Origin of the sequence: Gemella sp. zg-570 (genome assembly GCF_018866345.1) — a bacterium.
GTDB lineage: Bacteria > Bacillota > Bacilli > Staphylococcales > Gemellaceae > Gemelliphila.
Map to the genome: position 1 here is coordinate 1,167,315 of NZ_CP076443.1, position 17,564 is coordinate 1,184,878.

Consider the following 17,564-nt stretch of genomic DNA (forward strand, 5'->3'; position numbering starts at 1 on the left):
AATAATACTTATATACACTTCAATTATATTAAATATAATAAAAAAAATCAAAATACTACTGAAAAATTACTATGAATTTTAGTAATATTTTGACTATATTTTAATTATTTTTTTCTATAGTTTTAAATGAAATATCTTTTAATAGGTTTCTGTATACATAACTTGCCGCTATAAGACCAGCTGTAGCTGGGCAAAAAGCATTAGATGTTGGTGGCGTTTGTGCTTTTCTTATTTCTGAATTTTTATTACCAATTTTTTCTGTGTATTCATCTCTTGGGACTAGGGGACTTTCTGTTGAATAAACAACAGGAATTTTACCCTTGATTTTTAATTTTTTAAAATGTAATCTCACAATTTTTGCAAGTGGGCAAATAGAAGTTTTTGATATATCAGCTATGTCAAATTTTGTTGGATCCATTTTGTTTGACGCCCCCATTACGGAGATAAATCTTATTTTATTTTTTAAGCAATGTTCTATAAGATGTATTTTATATTTTACAGTATCGCAAGAATCAATTACAAAATCCAATTTTTCCTTATAAAATTTTTCAAATGTTTCTTCCGTATAAAAATCTTGAATAGCGATAACCTGACACTCAGGATTAATATCAAGTATTCTTTTTTTCATTTCTTCTACTTTACTAAGTCCTACTGTTTTGGTTGTCGCATGAATTTGGCGATTTACATTTGTTATGTCTATATTATCCTTGTCCATAATCACAAAAGACCCAATACCACTTCTAGCCAATGATTCAACTGCAAAAGTTCCTACTCCTCCTATACCGAGAATACCAACACAAGAATTTTTTAAAATTTCTAATCCCTCTTTACCTATAACAAGTTCATTACGTGAAAATTGATTTAGCATTATTATCTCCTAAAATTTTTAATAACTTCAATAATTATACACTAAAATATATTATTAGCTATTTTGATTCTAAAAAAGGACTAGCAAATGCTAGTCCCAAAACCGTAGTATCGTAGTATCTCACAAAAATTGGTCCTGCTATAATCAGGTGGGTATAATAGCCTTGCCTTCTGAAGTCAGTTCGTCACATAAGGAGGAAATGCATGCCATACTAACAAGAGATTCTTATTCCCTTACAAAAAGTGTTAGGTCCGAATATAAATGAGCCACACGCATACTCAAGTTTTATACTTATATTTTAGCATATATTATTTACTTTAACAAGTTAAAATTTTCAATATATTTCTAGAAAAGTAAATTATATAATTAAGTTAGCCAGTAGTACAAAAAAAGCATCTCATAGGATATACTTTTAGTAACTACAAAAAAAGGATACCAAGAGATGCAAGAACATTATAACACAAAAGGCAAACACATTACAGAAAAAGAGCGTTATTTAATTGAAAAATGGAAAAAAGAAGGAAAAAGTAACCGAGAAATCGCTAGATTATTAGGCAAAAATCACCAAACTATTAATAACGAAATTAAACGCGGACTGATTGATTTATCTTTTCATGGTGGCACTAAAGAATACTCTGCTCAAAAAGCACAGAATGATTATAATCATTTACGTTTAGCCGTAGGTAGAACGGATACGTGGACTGTAGAAAAAGAAAATGTAATCAGAGAAAAAATTATGGATAAATATTCCCCTGAAATGATTAGTCAATTACCAGATATGCCGTCTTTTACGACAATTTACACATGGATATATAAAGGATGGATAGCAGGTATTTCACGTAAACATCTGATTTACCCTAGAAAAACTAAACCAATAAAATCAAATGAAAAACGACCACCAAGAAAAACGAATGCCCTCTCTATTGAACAGCGACCACAAGAGATTAACGAACGAAAAGAAATTGGGCATTTTGAAATTGATTTAGTCATTTTAAACAAGAAACGTGGACAACAGTTATTGACATTAACAGACAGAAAAACACGCTATGAAATCATTCGTCTTATTCCTGATAAAACGGCCCAAAGTGTGAATACCGCTTTGACGTCTATTCAACAAGACTATTTAATTCGCTCTTTAACAGCTGATAATGGTTCTGAATTTTTAAGACTAGACGAAGCCATCACTTGTCCTATTTATTACGCACATCCGTTTTCTTCTTATGAACGAGGTAGTAACGAAAATGCAAATCGATTGATTAGACGATGGTTCCCAAAAGGCACAACAACCGTTACTCCTAACGAAGTAACGGCTGTTGAACAATGGATAAATCGTTATCCACGTAAATTATTTAATTATGTATGTCCTTATGACTTGCCTGAGGTGGCTAACTTACTATTGTAATTTGCGATATATTTCTAGAATTTATTTTTCTTGAAAATAAGAGTATAATAAAATAAATAAAGTTTGGAGGTTATTATATGAATGTAGAATTAATATCTGTTGGAACAGAACTTTTATTAGGAGATATTGTCAACACAAATACAACTTATCTTTCTAAAGAATTAGCTAACATAGGTATCAATGTTTTTAAACATACTACTGTTGGCGACAATAAAGGAAGATTACTAAGAACTTTTGACCGTGCCTTCAATAGTTCTGATACAATTATTGTAACTGGTGGTTTAGGGCCAACAGATGACGACATAACTAAGGAATGTGCGGCTGAATATTTTAATCGTGATTTTTATCTTGATGAATACTCTTGGGAAAAAATTAAAAATTACGTTCAAAAATTTAATAAAAATAATGTTCTTACTATGAATAATAAAAAGCAAGCCATGATACCAAATGGAGCAATTATTTTAGAAAATTTTTGCGGCACTGCTCCTGGTATAATATTAGAAAAAGATAATAAACGTATTATCCTAATGCCTGGCCCTCCTCATGAAATGAAAGATATGTTTATAAAATCTGTAAAGCCCTACCTAGAAAAATTAAGCGACCAAAAATTTATATCTAAATATATTCGCTTGTATGGAATTGGAGAATCTTTACTCGAAGATAGAATAAAAAATATATTAGATGAGCAAACTAATCCTACTGTTGCTATTTATGCAAAAACTGGTGAAGTCTTAATCAGAGTAACTGCAAGTGGAAATAATATTGATTATTGTAATGAACTGCTTGAAAATAAAATTAAAGAAATTGAAGATATAGTTGGAGAATTTATTTATTTAATTGGTGATGAAGATATAGCAGAAAGTCAAAGCGAACTTCAATATGTGGTGGCAAAATTATTAATTGAAAATAATATAAGTTTATCAACAGCAGAATCGGTAACAGGTGGCTACCTATCTTCAATCTTAATAGATAATGCAGGAATATCTAACTCATTTATTGAAGGTCTAGTCTGCTACTCTAATCAATCAAAAATTAATTCACTATGTGTAAAAAAAGAAACTTTAGAAAAATTTGGAAACGTAAGTAAAGAAACAGCACATGAAATGGTTCTTGGTCTGGCTAATAAAACTAAAAGTGATATAGCCATATCTACAACAGGAATTGCTAGTCCAGTAGAAAATTCTGACAAACCAGTAGGTCTTGTTTACATAGGTATATACTATAGGGGGCAAGTTAGTGTAAAAGAATGTCAGTTCAACGAAGATAGAAATAGAATTCGTGATAGAGCAGCAAAAGAAGCCCTAAACGAAATAAGAAAATTAATTTTAGAAAATATATAAATAAAATAATCCTTATGGAAGTTAATCCATAAGGATTATAAATTTTTGCTTATAAGTTTATAAAAAATTATCTTTGACAAGTGCAGTGATAAAAATTATAAAAAATTTTATTTGTTATCAGCATCTTGCCAAGCTATAATGCCACCTGGTTGACGATAAACATCTGTATAGGCAGCTTCTTTAGCTATCATTGCAACTACATGACTTCTTAGACAACCTACAAAACCACAATAAACTACAATTTTTTATTTTTATATCTTCCCAAGGCTTTTAAAAAATTCTCTTTTTGCTCTGGTCTTACATACTCCATTTTAGGAGGTAAAGTTGCATTTGCAGCCCCAGGAATTTTTTGTTTTTCAAAATTTTCTTTCGGCATTGTATCTACAATAATCATATCTTGCTTAGCATCAATCCATTTTTTAATTCTTCTGTGCTAACAAGTTTATATTTCCCTTGTTCAACTGCATTCACTAATTTTATAGATGCTTGCTCGATTTTTTGTTCATTACCATCTTTAACACTTCCTACCTTATCGCCACACCCAACTAGGGATAAAGATAGACAGCCTATTGTTAGTATTGATAATAATTTTTTATTTTTCATATCTGTATGATCCTTAGACCAATCTTCCCAAAATCATTATAATATTAAAAAATACTTTAATAAATAAAAAGCTAAAAAAGATTTTTATTTTGACTACCTGCAATAAATATGAATAAAAAATATTAAAAATATTTTTAATTATTACTATCTTAATACTTAGTTTTTTATGCAAAATTCTATTATTTTATATTTAAAAATTATCTTACATAATAAATTATTTTTCAAATAAATTTTTCCCATTTATTAATTTTTACCTTGTATTTTATTATTATACATTATAAAAGTAATTTTTTTGTATTTTTACTTCATCTAAATTTATATATAATAAAAAGGAGAGTAATCACTCGCCTCTTCTAGTTAATAAATGTATTAAAATAACATTAAACAATATAAATATTACTATGCTTTTCAAACTTATTTTAAAAAAAATATATAGTACACAAGTGGCCGCAAGCAAAGATATAGTAATATTCAAAATATATATTTTGTTTTTTATTATCCTATCTAATACATAATATACTAATTCCGATACCTTATACAAAATATACATATATACTATAGTTCGTATTGTAGAAATATTATTTAAGTCTTTTATTATAATGTAGTTAATATATATATAGGCACTTATAGGTACTATAAAATACAATGCCGCTAAAATTTTATAATGTATGTCTTTCATTTATACCTCTAAATAATTATAGAATTTACAATACAAAAAAGACTACAAATTCTGCAAGAAGCCTAGCTTGAGGATAAGGAATTCCTGCTGATTCAAAGGCTATTGTGAAACCAGCTGTAGAAGTTTCTTCTATATAGTCAACTGCTTCAATTATTTTGTATCCATGAGTATCTATATAGCGTCTTATTGTTTTAGAAGGTATTGCATCTACATTTCTTACAAATACTTTGAATATTCCTCTTAAAATCGCAAATTTTCCTCTTTCTCTTGCTTCGGGACTATTATAACCTTCTTCTTTTATCTTTTCTAAAAATTTTATAACATCTTCACTTTCTTTGTTGCTTAAATTAAAATTATATTTTAAAAATTTTTTTAATTTAATCTGTTCATTAATAGTATTTTTTTCTCTAGCTAATATAATATTATTATCATTAATTAAAGTTACCACAGGTTCAACAAGTAAAGTAGTTACAAGAAATGCACTTGCAAACTTTAATTTTTTATTCATAATTTTATCCCCCTTTATGAATAGTATTAATATAGATATTTTGAATAAAGTAGATTAAGTACATTATATTTATAATTCGCTTACATTTAGATTATAACACAGAAAAAATAAAAAAACAAGAAGTATAATATTAAAAAATAAAAAAATATTTAATGCAGAATTTTATCTACACTAAATATTTTTCTATTTAAAATAATTTATTCCCATAGCGTCTTTTACTTCTTCTAAAGTTTTTGCTGCTATTTTTTCTGCTTTTTGGCTTGCCTCTTGCAACATCTTATAAACTAAATCTCTATCTTTTGCAAATTCTTCCCTGCGTTTTCTGATTGGTGCTAATAAATCTTGCATTATATCATTAAGACGAAGTTTTAATTTTACATCTCCTAGCCCGCCCCTTGTGTAATCTTCTTTTAGGTCTGCTACTTCTTCCTTATTAGCATCAAAAATATCTAAATATGTAAAGACAACATTTCCTTCTACTTGTCCCGGGTCTTCTACCCTAATATGATTAGGGTCTGTGTACATCTTCATAATTTTTGCTTTTATTTCTTCTGGTGAGTCAGCCAAATAAATTCCGTTGTTTAATGATTTACTCATTTTACCATTACCATCTATACCCATAAGACGCCCCTGATTTTTAGGTGGTAAAACTATTTCTGGCAAGACTAAAACTTCTTTATTATAAATTCTGTTAAAATCTCTAACTATTTCTCGAGTTTGCTCCAACATTGGTTTTTGGTCTTCACCTACTGGAACGTGTGTTGCACCAAAAGCTGTAATGTCAGCAGCCTGACTAATTGGATAAGTTAAAAAACCAGTTGGTACACTTTCACCAAAATTTTTGCTACTCAGTTCCTGTTTTACCGTTGGATTACGTTGCAATCTAGCTAGGCTAACTAAATTCATGTAGTACATTGTCAGCTCTGCTAGTTGAGGTATTTGTGATTGAATAAAAATTGTTGTTTTGCTTGGGTCAATTCCAACTGCTAAATAATCCAAGGCTACTTCGGTAACATTTTCTATAATTTTTTTAGGATTATCTGCATTGTCTGTCAGTGCCTGTTGGTCTGCTATCATTATAAACATTTCCGTATATTTTTCAGCCTGAAGTTTTACTCTGTTTTGAAGAGAACCAACATAATGACCCAAATGTAATTTTCCTGTCGGTCTATCTCCTGTAAGTATAATTTTTTTAGTCATAACATAACTCCTTAGTTTACTCTAAAATAATTATAGCACATCATATTATTTTTTAAAATATACTTTTATAAATTATGAAAATGGTTGAAAATACTTGACAATATGTTACAATTAATACATATATTTTTTTACATAAAAATTTAAAAGGAGTTGCACTATGATAAATATAAAAAATCTTACGAAAAAATATAGCGAAAAAATCGCCTTAGACAGTTTGAATTTAGAAATAAATGACGGAGAAATTTTTGGTTTAATAGGACACAACGGAGCAGGAAAAAGTACAACAATAAAATCATTAGTTAGTGTTATCGAACCAACTTCTGGAGAAATTTATTTTGCTAATAAAAATTTAAAAAATGAACGCCTTGAATGTAAAAAAGAAATTTATTATGTTCCTGACAATCCTAATATGTTTTTAACCATGTCAGCCTTAGAATACTGGCTACTTATTGCAAATGTTTTTGAACTTTCTAAAGAAGAAGCTGACGAAAGAATAAAAAAATATGCAGGTATGTTCAATATGTTGAGCGAACAATTCTCTGCAATAGATTCTTTTTCACACGGTATGCGTCAAAAAACGTTTATTATTGGTGCCTTAATTGCCAATCCTAAATACTGGATACTTGATGAGCCAATGACAGGACTTGACCCGCAGGCGTCTTTTGATTTGAAAAATTTAATGAAAGAACATATCCAAAAAGGAAATACAGTTTTATTCTCAACCCACGTTTTAGAAGTTGCAGAAAATCTATGCGACAGAATAGGTATTCTCTCAAAAGGAAAATTAATTTTTGTGGGAACTATCTCTGAACTAAGAGAAAAATATAGTGGCGACTCATTAGAAAACATATACCTAAACTTGATTAAAAATATTAATGAAGAAAGTGGTGAGTAAAATGCGTTTTTCTATTATAAAAAATCTATTTTTAATGAATTTATTATATGTAAATCCTGCAAAAACTGACCTACAAAGAATTAAGGCTCAAAAACAGGGTAAAAATTTACAAAAAAAATTATTTATTAACTTTTTATTAGGTCAATTTTTTCTTTTAATATTTTTAACATTTTTTTTAGGAATGAATAATTTATCTGCCGCCGCCAATAAATATATGTCAATTTCGATATTTATTCTAGGATTTGCTTCTATAACTATCATACAACCATTTTTTTCGGTTTTTTATGAAGATAAGGAAACTTCAAGCTTAATATCACTACCAATTTCTGAAAAAGAAATATTTGTTAGCAAATTATTAACTTTAATATCAAATTCCATAGGATTATTTTTATCTTACATATTAATAAATATATTTTCTAGTATACAATTTTCACATTTTAATATTGTAGCTGTCCTTCTTATTTTGGTATATAGTGTCGCCTTATTTTCTTTATGGATAAGTCTAATAATTTTAATTTTTTCTAGCCTGTCAAAAATAAAATTATTTATTAAGTACAAAAAAACATTTAATACTGGAATACAAACTATTAGCTTCTTGTTAGTTTTTGGATTTTATGGTGCTATGAATGCTCTCGACAATTCAATTGTCAGTGCAAAAGATTACAAGGGAGATTTCTTATTTAATATCGTAGCTAATCCTCTTGCAACAAATTCACTAATTAAAATCTTAGCTATTGTATTATTACTTGTAATAGCTATGATTTTACTTAATAAGTTTGTTATTAAAACTTATTTTGAAGATATTATTAAGGTAAAAACTAGCCCTAAAAAAGAAATTAAAAAACTTGATAAAAATGAAAAAATTAATCTTATTAAAATTTATAAAGGCATGACACTAAAAAGTTTTTCTAATGGAAGTCTTATAACTCAAGTTTTACTAACTCCTTTATTTATTCCTATGCTATTTTTAGGATTTATTATTGCCTTGATTGGCAATCCTTATTTTAAAGAGGGCTTGGCTGTTATACCGACTGCTATTATGATTTCTATTATATTTGGTATTGCCATGTATGGCCATGGTTCATTATCATTTTTATCAATCTCGGTTGATTATAAAAATTATGAATTTTTAAAAACACTACCTATTAATATAAGACAATATTTATTAGTTAAATATCGTCTATCAATTATTTTACAGATATTACCAGCACTTTTAGTTTATTCTATTATTCTCTTAATCTTGGGTGTAGATTTAATATTTTTCATAACCTCTTTAATAACATTTTTAATCGTTTCGCTTTCTTACGAAACATACGGTTTTAATAATGACCTTGAAAAACCATTCACAGGTTGGGGCAATATCACACAGCTAATGTTAAGAGGAAAAACTGGTTTAAAACAGTGGCTAATTTTCTCTGGATTTCTTTTAGTTTTTGCTTTGATTTTAACAATAACTGTTTTCTATACCATATACCTACCTAAATTGTGGTGGCTACTAACTTTAATTTATATTATTATACTCCTTGCACTTGCATTTGAAATATTTAATAAATTTTTCAAATTAATAAATATTGAAAAATAATTTATTATAAAAATTTAATCTTTAAAAAAGAGTTGCAAAATTTCGTAACTCTTTTTTAATTTTTTAATTTTTTAATTTTTTAATTTTTTATATAATATTTCAAATTCTACTTCCCAATTATTCCAGTCTATTCTTATATCAGCAGTTTTCTTTAATATATCTCTAATTATATCTTCAATAGTTATTTGTTTTAAAGATTCTTTTAAGGATAGATTTATCGTATTTATTTTTTTTAGATAATCCTTATATCTTGAAGTCATATTTTCTGCACCCTTAAAAACTTTTTCTATGTAGTCAGCTTGCAGAACAAATAAATTAACTTCTCCATTGATAGCCTTATAAATATCATATAGTGTTATCACTTTATTTTGGCGATATTTATATCCTCCCCCTACTCCAGTATTGGCTAAAACTAAATCACTAAGAACTAATTTTCTCATTATTTTTTTTAAATAGGTCGGGGAGATATCTAGGCGTTCACTTATTTCTTTTGAATTTAAGTAAATTCTTCTATCCTGCATATAAAGCATGACCATAATACATATTGCTTGTTCTGTACTCTTTGTTAGGTGCATAATAAACCTCCTATTATAACTTTAATTACATTGTAATTTATATATTTATATTTGTCAATTTGCTAGTTTAATAATTTTTTAACCTTTTGCCCCAGTATTGATAGTAAGTACACTCTATCGAACCATTAAATAATTTTCTTCTCTTGCTTGCTTTTTTACCATAAAGATGTTCAAACATTTTATGGGAAGTTAATATGTATAGCGACCAATATTCTTTATCTTTTAGGGCTTGACCTAAAAATTTATACATTTTTTCAACTTCTTGTTTTTCTCCAAGTCTTTCGCCATAAGGTGGGTTGGCTATGACACACCCAGCTTCTTTTTTTGCAACAAAATCATAAACACTCATCTGTTTAAATTCTATTACTCCTGCCAAGCCTATTTCTTCTACATTATTTTGGGCAGTAGCAATAATCTTGGGATTAATATCAGAGCCGTATAATTCTAATTCTTTTTCGTAATCTATCATTTCTTCTGCACGATTTCTCTCTTCTGAAACAAGATTTTTTGGTATCCAATGCCATTTTTCAAAATCAAATTTTCTGTTAAGACCTGGTGCCATATTTTGTGCCATCATGGCTGCTTCTATTAATAGAGTTCCTGACCCGCAGAATAAATCATAAAATGGAACTTCACCATTCCAATTAGTTAGTTTTACCATGGCCGCCGCTAAAGTTTCTTTTAATGGGGCTACACCCTGCTTTTCTCTGTAGCCTCTTTTGTGCAAACCCTCGCCTGATGTATCTAGTAAAATAGTTGCTTCATCATTTAGCATAATTATTTCTAGTCTATATCTGGCTCCAGTTTCTTTCAACCAACCACTAAGACCATAACTTTTTTTCATTTTTTCTACTATTGCTTTTTTTACGATTGATTGGCAGTCAGACACACTGAATAATTTTGATTTATGACTACGACCATCTACTGGAAAATTTGCATCTTCTGGTAAAAATTTATCCCATGCTATCGCCTTTGTTTTTTCAAATAATTCTTCAAATGTATAGGCTGGAAATTTAGCAACTACTACCTTCACCCTGTCTGCACAACGCAGCCAAATATTAGAACGCACTATTGCCCTCTTATCACCAGAATAATATACTCTACCATTTTCTACTTTTGTTTCATAACCTAAATCTTGAACTTCTTTTGCTACTATCGCTTCTATACCCATGGGGCTTGTAGCTACCAAATTATATTGCATAAATTTCTCCTAATTTTTATTTAACAAAATTATTTTTATAATAAAAAGACCCTAGGGGTCTTTTAAGCTAGTTATTTTACTTTATCATAAGCCATATTCTGTAACTACTCTTACTATAACGAGTAACTAATGCTCTTGTAAGTAATAGCTGTGGTCATCTGTCTAGATATTAAATCTCCTATTTCTGTATTCATTTCTACGAAATAAGTGCTTCTACCAAAATTTGAATTGCTCGCTCAAGGGGTTTACCGCGTTCCACTTTTTATATTTCTATAAAAACTACGTCACTGTGGCACCTTCAAGATTTATTAATCCATATACCAGGTACTTAGGATTAATTGTCTGCCGTTACACTGGGTGTACCCAAACTTATTTTTTTGTTTAGCATGAACACTACAAGCATCTCAGCTTGTGCGAGTATGGACTTTCCTCACCGTTAGGCGCGACCACATCAAAAGTAAATACTAGCTTATTATATCATATAAGGCACTATTTTAAAACTGTTATTTTTCCAGCAGCTATTTCTTCTAGTGCTTTCCCTACTTCTTTGTGAGATACATATTCTTCTAATTTTGCAGTTTCTGGTTGAGCAAATAATTCTCTTGCTCTTTTACTTGCTAAAGAAACCAACATATATTTTGAATCAATTTGTTTTTTCAACACATCTAATTTTGGATATAACATTATTTTTCTCCTTTTAAATTTCTTCTTCCTCTAATTCTAATAAGGCACGACGATATTTCATTTCTACTCTTTCACGTTTTAAGTGTTCACTTTGTATTATAGCTTTAATTCTTTCAACTGCTAAATCTACTTCATTATTTTCTACAACATAATCATATAAGTACATCATTTGAATTTCTTTTCGTGCTTTAGCTATACGTTCTTTGATTACTTCATCACTTTCTGTTCCCCTCCCCTTTAGCCTACACTCCAAATCCAATATACTTGGTGGTGCTAAAAAGATAAATAGTGCTTCTGGTATTTTGTTTTTTACCTGCTCTGCACCCTGAACTTCTATTTCCAGAAAAATATCCTTTCCCCTATCCATTGTATCACGAACATAACGAACAGGAGTGCCATAATAATTATCTACATATTTAGCATACTCTAATAATTCCCCTTGTTCAATTAATTCTTCAAACTCTTCTCTTGTTTTGAAAAAATAATCTACTCCTTCAATCTCCCCAGATCTTTTGTTTCGAGAAGTCATAGAAATAGAATATTCAAAATCTACACCATTTTTAAATATTGCTTTTCTTACTGTACCTTTTCCTACACCAGATGGCCCAGATAGAACAATTAATAACCCTTTCTCACTCATTTTACACCTTTGTTATCAAATTTTTATTTAACTATTTGACTACTATCATAACATAAATTTAAGTAAATTTAAACCTATTAATATTATATTTTTTTAATATATGTTATAGTATTTTATAGAAAAATTTTAAGGAGTGATTTTATGGCATTTGATGGTTTTTTTATCAAAAAAATAGTTGATGAATTAAATGAAAAATTAAAAACTGGAAGAATTAATAAAATAAATAATATTTCTAATACAGAATTAATTTTTTCTATAAGAAAATTCAGCAATAAAAAACTCCTTATTTCTATACATCCACAAAATTCAAGAATACATCTAACAAATAATAACTATGAAAATCCAAAATCACCATCTAATTTTTGTACAGTATTAAGAAAATATATCAACAATTCATTTATTGTATCTTTTGAACAAAAAAATAATGACAGAATTATATTTATTAAACTCAAAAATTCTGACGAATTAGGATATGAAAAAAATTATTATTTGATCCTTGAACTAATGGGTAAACACTCTAATATTATTCTAACTGATGAAGACTATACTATTATTGAAGCCATTAAAAATTCTTATAGTATTGAATACAGCAGGGCAACAATGGCTGGAATAAAATATAAATTTCCTCCAACAGCAAAAAAAATAAATCCTTTTAATTTTGAAGAATATCCAACAAGCGAAAAAGAATTTAATAATAAATTTTTACTAAATAATTTTTACGGAGTTTCAAAATTACTTAGTAAACAATTTTCTTCCTTGGCTGAATTTAAAGACTTCTGTGCTAAATTTAATAATTATAATCAACCTCTTGCCTTTAAAGATAGTGGAAAATTAGATTTTTACTACTACAATTTTAATAATTTTAGCGAGGAAAATAAATTTACTAGCTACTCTGAACTCTTAGACTTTGTTTACTTAGAAAATAATTTAATATCTAATAAAGATAATAACAAAAAAATATATTTATTTGTAAGAAATAAAATAACAAAATTAAAAAATAAAATAAATATTTTAGAAGATGAACTAGAAAAAGCAAAAAAAGATAATCTAAATGAATTAAAGGGGCAATTATTATTAGCAAATAATTATCTTTATAAAAAATTCACACCAAAAGAAGTAGTCCTGCAAAATTTTTATGATGAAAATTTAGAAAATATTAAAATCATCCTAGATGAAAATTTATCCATAGAAAAAAATGCAGAAAACTATTTTAATAAAAATAAAAAAAATAAGAGAAGTATAGAAAACATTGAAAAGCAAATACTAGTAACAAAAGAAGAAATAAATTATTTTGAAAACTTAGAAATACAAATAGAAAATGCTGAAATATCAGATTTAGAAGAAATAAACGAAGAATTAGTTAAACATAAATACATAAAAAATAAGATTAACAAAAAACAAAAAAATATTAAATATACTGTAATTAATTACGAAAACACTCCTATATATATAGGAAAAAATAATATTCAAAATGATAATATAACTAATAAATTGGCAAAAAGAAATTATCTGTGGTTTCATGCCAAAGACATACCTGGAAGCCATGTTGTTATTTTTTCAAATAATCCTAAGGAAGAACTAATAAATCTAGCTGCCATGTTAGCAGCCTATTATTCAAAATTTAAAAATGAAGATTTTGTTAATGTTGACTACACCCTAATTAAATATGTAAAAAAAATATCCGGTGCAAAAGCTGGGATGGTTACTTATACAAATCAAAAAACTTTAAAAATAAAAATAGATAAATTACTCATTAGTAAAATAATAAATATGTAAAAATTAAAACATTTTTTTTTTTACAATTTTCATTTTTTAAAAATTTAAGTAATTAAAATAAAATTATAGATAAATAATATAAATTTTTCTCTTAACCCTGTTATATTAACGTTTTCAAAGTATGTTTTTTAAAAAAATTGATTTTTATACTTGTATTTTAAAAAAATTATGCTATAATGTTATATGAAGTAATTAATTACTTCAATTGTTCTTTTATTATAAGTATCCCTAGCTTATAATAAAGACTTTTCATATTTACTCCCTTATTTCTACCTTACACATTTTGTAAGGTAGGTTTTTTTATTAATTAAACAAAATAATAAATAAAAATCGGTAATAAACTTATTACCGATTCTTTATCTTCTTGAAATTTAAAAATTAATTTTTTAATAGTTAAAATGATTTTGAGCAATTATTCTTCTTTTATTTTTATCAATTTCATATTTTAGGGCAGCACCTTCGCCCCATTTAAGCATAAAGTTTTTATAATTTATATCAAGTTCTAATTTTTGCCCGTCTTCAAGTATCAAAGTTAATCTTTTTGTTTTTTTATCTGCCTTAGCAGTGTGAGGATTAATAGAAATATAATTCATATTAAGCCAAAAACTCCCATCAGTATCATTATTTGTCGTTCCAAAAGGAAGCCAGATACTTCCGTAATCGTCATTGATAAAAACTGGAATTTTTTTATCACACAATATTATTTTTTTAGTTTTTTTGCTACAAGATATATAGTCATCATTATTATAAATTTCACATATTGTATTTATAATTTTTGATGGTTTTATATCAACCAATATTTCATTATTATCCAAACAATATAATTTAGAAATTAATGCTCCCATTTCATCATAAAAACAATCTATTGCCATTATTTCATATTTTTTTATTAGCACTACTATGTCTTTAGACTTAAAATATTCCATAGTTCCTCACCTCAAGTTTATTATAGCAAATAGTGTTTTTTTATTCTAGTATTTATAAAATATTCTTGGAGAAATAATAAAAAATATAATAGGCTTTCGCCTACTATATTTTTAGCCACCATTGTTTGAGTTGTTAGTTGTATTTCTACTGTTAATTGTTGCGGTATCATTATTTCTATTATTAGAATTATTAGTGCTATTATTATTTTTTTCTGCTTCAGCTGCTTTTTTATTTTCTTCTTCTTTTTTAGCTTCTTCTTCTTTTCTTGCTTGGGCTTCTAATTGTGATTTTTCTTCATTTGTTAAAACTTTCAAACCACCATTATATGTTCCTACATTGTTAGGTGCAGTAAATGCTTTTGGTGGATAAAGTCTTGCTATGCTTTGCATATTAGTTTTATAAAGCATTTGCGTTTTTACATTGTCCTGACTTGTCATGAATTTTTTATTATCATCAATAGTATCAAAACCTTGCCAAACTGCCATTGTATATTTACTTGTATAGCCAATAACCCAAGAATCTTTTGAATAATTGTCTACATCAAAACCAAATTTTTCTGCTTCTGAAACTGAAAAAGTAGTTGTTCCAGTTTTAACCCCCATGTCAACACCGCCAACTGCTGAATACTGCGCTGTACCGCTGATAACATTTCTTAGCATAGAGGTCATAATATAGGCTGTTGTATCTTTTATAACTTGTTTTCTATCATTAGAATTAAAACTTGCAATTTCAAATCCTTCATTATCAAAAACTTTTCTGACAGTTTTCGGAGTTGCATAGTAACCTCCATTAGAAAATGGTACATAGGCCCCAGCCATTTGTAGGGGGCTATAGCCGTCAGCACTTCCTCCGATAGGAGTGGTGATTGAATCGTCTGTAACTTCAAGTCCTACACTGTTAGCATATTTTCTAATATTATTAAATCCAACTGCTTGATAAGTTTTTATTGCAGGTATATTAAAGGACATCATCAGAGCATAATTCATCGTTACATTGCCGTGATATTTTCTATCCCAGTTTTGTATTTCTGAACCAGGAATTTTTTTGTCTTCAATCATTTGATTAGTTGCCCAGCCTAAATATTCTACTGCCGGCCCATAGGCTAAAATTGGTTTTATAGATGAACCAGGTTGTAATTTAGCTTGTGTTGCATAATTAAAGCCACCGAATTTGAAGTTTCGTCCCCCGTACAAGGCAGACACTCCACTATTTTCATTATTAAGAACAACCATGGCTATATCACTAGAATTTTTTATTCCAACTGAATTATTAGCCATAGAATTATAAACTGATTTTTGAATATTAGTATCTAAGTTTGTATAAACTTTTAAACCTAGATTTAATACATCTCCGTCATAATTTCTATATTCCTTACTATTTCTTAACTCCATAGCAACCTGACTCATATAAGCTGTTAAACTTTCATCAAATTCACTAGAAAGAATAAATCTGTTGCTACTGTCTCTTCTTACTAAACCGTCTGTAATATCAACTTGCTCAGCGGCATTGGCTTCTTCTTCAGAAATTTTACCGTGATATTTCATCAGATAAAGTACAGTATCCCTTCTTTTTTTTGCATTTTCTGGATGGTCATAAGGATTATATCCGTTTGGTTGCTGCGGTATCCCAGCAAGTAATGCCGTCTGGGGTAAACTCAAGGCACTAAGTTCTTTTCCGTAATAATAATTTGCCGCTGTTTTTAAACCATATACTCCATCAGAATAATAAATTCTATTAATATACATATTAAAAATAGTTTCTTTGTCATAATTTTGTTCTAATTTGTAAGCCAGATAGGCTTCTTGAACCTTTCTTTTAATATGCTTGTTATCATCTAAAAATATTCTCTTGATAAGTTGCTGCGAGATAGTAGAAGCCCCTTGCGACCCAAAACCACTTGTGATGTTAGAAAATATTGCTCCAACAAGTCGTCTATAGTCAACTGCTCCATGTTCAAAAAATCTGTTGTCCTCTGTTGCTAAAATTGCATCTTGCATTTGTTGAGGAACTTCTGACATTTCAGCATTGTCCCCTATTTTATTCCCAAGTTTCGCTACTTCTTTATCATTAATGTCATAAACTATTGTTCTATTATTATTGTCAAGTAGACTAGAATTAAATTCTGGTGCTTGGTATATCCAATAAACACAAATTAAAAACAGGGCTATTGTACCTATACTAGCTAAATACAAACAATATTTTATTAATGCAGCAAGCCATTTTTTATTTTTTCTAGGTTTATTTGGTTTACTAATTCTTTTTTTAGCTATATTTCTCTTATCTTCTTTTTTTGTTAGATTATTATTTACTGGTCTATTTTGAGAGTTTCTCTTATATACTCTTTGAGTATTTTTATCTTCTTCTATTTCATTATATCTTGACCTTTTAGGAGCTGTTCTGCGTATAGTATCAGAATTATTATTTTTATTTTCATTATCATTGACATAATTCCTAGAAACAAAACCTCCAGGTGCTACACTCTTATATCTTGCTCTCCTAGATAGCTGTTCATTTTTTTTATTCATAAATAATTAATTTCCTTAATTTTTATATATTTTTACTAATACCATTGTATAGCGAAAAGAAAAAAAAATCAATTTCATAATTGTAACTTTATCTTTACAATTATGTTAAGAACAAATATAATATAAAATGTATATAAATTATAAAATTAGAGATTTATC

16 protein-coding genes and 1 other RNA gene are annotated in these 17,564 nt (G+C 27.9%); 5 read left to right on the forward strand and 12 right to left on the reverse strand.

What is annotated here, in order from left to right; all coding sequences use genetic code 11:
- Positions 1–100 precede the first annotated feature (100 nt).
- Complete coding sequence (locus tag KMP11_RS05875; RefSeq protein WP_216279694.1) at positions 101–868, reverse strand: tRNA threonylcarbamoyladenosine dehydratase; 768 nt, start codon at positions 866–868, stop codon at positions 101–103.
- Positions 869–1,310: 442 nt separating this feature from the next.
- Here KMP11_RS05875 and KMP11_RS05880 point away from each other — a divergent pair, with 442 nt between their 5' ends.
- Together KMP11_RS05880 and KMP11_RS05885 are read left to right on the forward strand one after the other, a co-directional pair.
- Positions 1,311–2,270 (forward strand): IS30 family transposase, encoded by a 960-nt coding sequence (locus KMP11_RS05880; protein WP_216279571.1) that lies wholly within the window; start codon positions 1,311–1,313, stop codon positions 2,268–2,270.
- Between the two features lie 77 nt (positions 2,271–2,347).
- Positions 2,348–3,610, forward strand: a complete 1,263-nt coding sequence (locus tag KMP11_RS05885; RefSeq protein ID WP_216279695.1) for a competence/damage-inducible protein A — start codon at positions 2,348–2,350, stop codon at positions 3,608–3,610.
- A gap of 235 nt (positions 3,611–3,845) precedes the next feature.
- Here KMP11_RS05885 and KMP11_RS07705 read toward each other — a convergent pair whose 3' ends face one another.
- The 4 genes from KMP11_RS07705 to trpS form a co-directional block, all read right to left on the reverse strand.
- Positions 3,846–4,004, reverse strand: a complete 159-nt coding sequence (locus tag KMP11_RS07705; protein WP_252344706.1) for a rhodanese-like domain-containing protein — start codon at positions 4,002–4,004, stop codon at positions 3,846–3,848.
- On the reverse strand, positions 4,001–4,213 hold the full coding sequence (locus tag KMP11_RS07710; RefSeq protein WP_252344707.1) for a hypothetical protein: 213 nt from the start codon (positions 4,211–4,213) through the stop codon (positions 4,001–4,003). Before KMP11_RS07710 ends, KMP11_RS07705 begins: the two co-directional genes overlap by 4 nt.
- A 704-nt stretch (positions 4,214–4,917) precedes the next feature.
- The gene (locus KMP11_RS05895; RefSeq protein ID WP_216279696.1) at positions 4,918–5,400 is read right to left on the reverse strand and encodes a hypothetical protein; all 483 of its coding nucleotides are present in this window, start codon (positions 5,398–5,400) and stop codon (positions 4,918–4,920) included.
- Between the two features lie 183 nt (positions 5,401–5,583).
- On the reverse strand, positions 5,584–6,600 hold the full coding sequence (gene trpS / locus KMP11_RS05900) for a tryptophan--tRNA ligase (protein ID WP_216279697.1): 1,017 nt from the start codon (positions 6,598–6,600) through the stop codon (positions 5,584–5,586).
- A 157-nt stretch (positions 6,601–6,757) separates the two neighbouring features.
- On the opposite strand from trpS, the gene KMP11_RS05905 reads away from it, so the two are divergent.
- Both KMP11_RS05905 and KMP11_RS05910 read left to right on the forward strand, forming a co-directional pair.
- Positions 6,758–7,495 (forward strand): ABC transporter ATP-binding protein, encoded by a 738-nt coding sequence (locus KMP11_RS05905; RefSeq protein WP_216279698.1) that lies wholly within the window; start codon positions 6,758–6,760, stop codon positions 7,493–7,495.
- Between the two features lie 34 nt (positions 7,496–7,529).
- Complete coding sequence (locus tag KMP11_RS05910) at positions 7,530–9,077, forward strand: hypothetical protein (RefSeq protein ID WP_216279699.1); 1,548 nt, start codon at positions 7,530–7,532, stop codon at positions 9,075–9,077.
- A gap of 71 nt (positions 9,078–9,148) precedes the next feature.
- Here the strand turns inward: KMP11_RS05910 and KMP11_RS05915 are convergent, their stop codons facing one another.
- The 5 genes from KMP11_RS05915 to gmk all read right to left on the reverse strand — a co-directional run bounded on the left by KMP11_RS05915 (position 9,149) and on the right by gmk (position 12,177).
- Positions 9,149–9,652, reverse strand: coding sequence for an RrF2 family transcriptional regulator (locus tag KMP11_RS05915; protein ID WP_216279700.1), 504 nt, complete (start codon positions 9,650–9,652; stop codon positions 9,149–9,151).
- Positions 9,653–9,719: 67 nt separating this feature from the next.
- The gene (locus KMP11_RS05920) at positions 9,720–10,853 is read right to left on the reverse strand and encodes a THUMP domain-containing class I SAM-dependent RNA methyltransferase (protein WP_216279701.1); all 1,134 of its coding nucleotides are present in this window, start codon (positions 10,851–10,853) and stop codon (positions 9,720–9,722) included.
- An 82-nt stretch (positions 10,854–10,935) separates the two neighbouring features.
- An RNA gene (gene rnpB / locus KMP11_RS05925) (RNase P RNA component class B) lies at positions 10,936–11,311 on the reverse strand.
- A 31-nt stretch (positions 11,312–11,342) separates the two neighbouring features.
- Entirely contained in the window at positions 11,343–11,537 is a 195-nt protein-coding gene (gene rpoZ, locus KMP11_RS05930; RefSeq protein WP_216279702.1) for a DNA-directed RNA polymerase subunit omega, read from the reverse strand.
- 13 nt (positions 11,538–11,550) lie between these two features.
- The gene (gene gmk, locus KMP11_RS05935; RefSeq protein WP_216279703.1) at positions 11,551–12,177 is read right to left on the reverse strand and encodes a guanylate kinase; all 627 of its coding nucleotides are present in this window, start codon (positions 12,175–12,177) and stop codon (positions 11,551–11,553) included.
- A 141-nt stretch (positions 12,178–12,318) separates the two neighbouring features.
- Between gmk and KMP11_RS05940 the strand changes: the two genes are divergently transcribed.
- The gene (locus tag KMP11_RS05940) at positions 12,319–13,953 is read left to right on the forward strand and encodes an Rqc2 family fibronectin-binding protein (protein WP_216279704.1); all 1,635 of its coding nucleotides are present in this window, start codon (positions 12,319–12,321) and stop codon (positions 13,951–13,953) included.
- Between the two features lie 386 nt (positions 13,954–14,339).
- Here KMP11_RS05940 and KMP11_RS05945 read toward each other — a convergent pair whose 3' ends face one another.
- Together KMP11_RS05945 and KMP11_RS05950 are read right to left on the reverse strand one after the other, a co-directional pair.
- On the reverse strand, positions 14,340–14,879 hold the full coding sequence (locus tag KMP11_RS05945) for a competence protein ComK (protein ID WP_216279705.1): 540 nt from the start codon (positions 14,877–14,879) through the stop codon (positions 14,340–14,342).
- 111 nt (positions 14,880–14,990) lie between these two features.
- Positions 14,991–17,405 carry a transglycosylase domain-containing protein gene (locus KMP11_RS05950; protein WP_216279706.1) on the reverse strand — a complete coding sequence of 805 codons (2,415 nt, stop codon included), beginning with the start codon at positions 17,403–17,405 and terminating at the stop codon, positions 14,991–14,993.
- Positions 17,406–17,564: the final 159 nt, after the last annotated feature.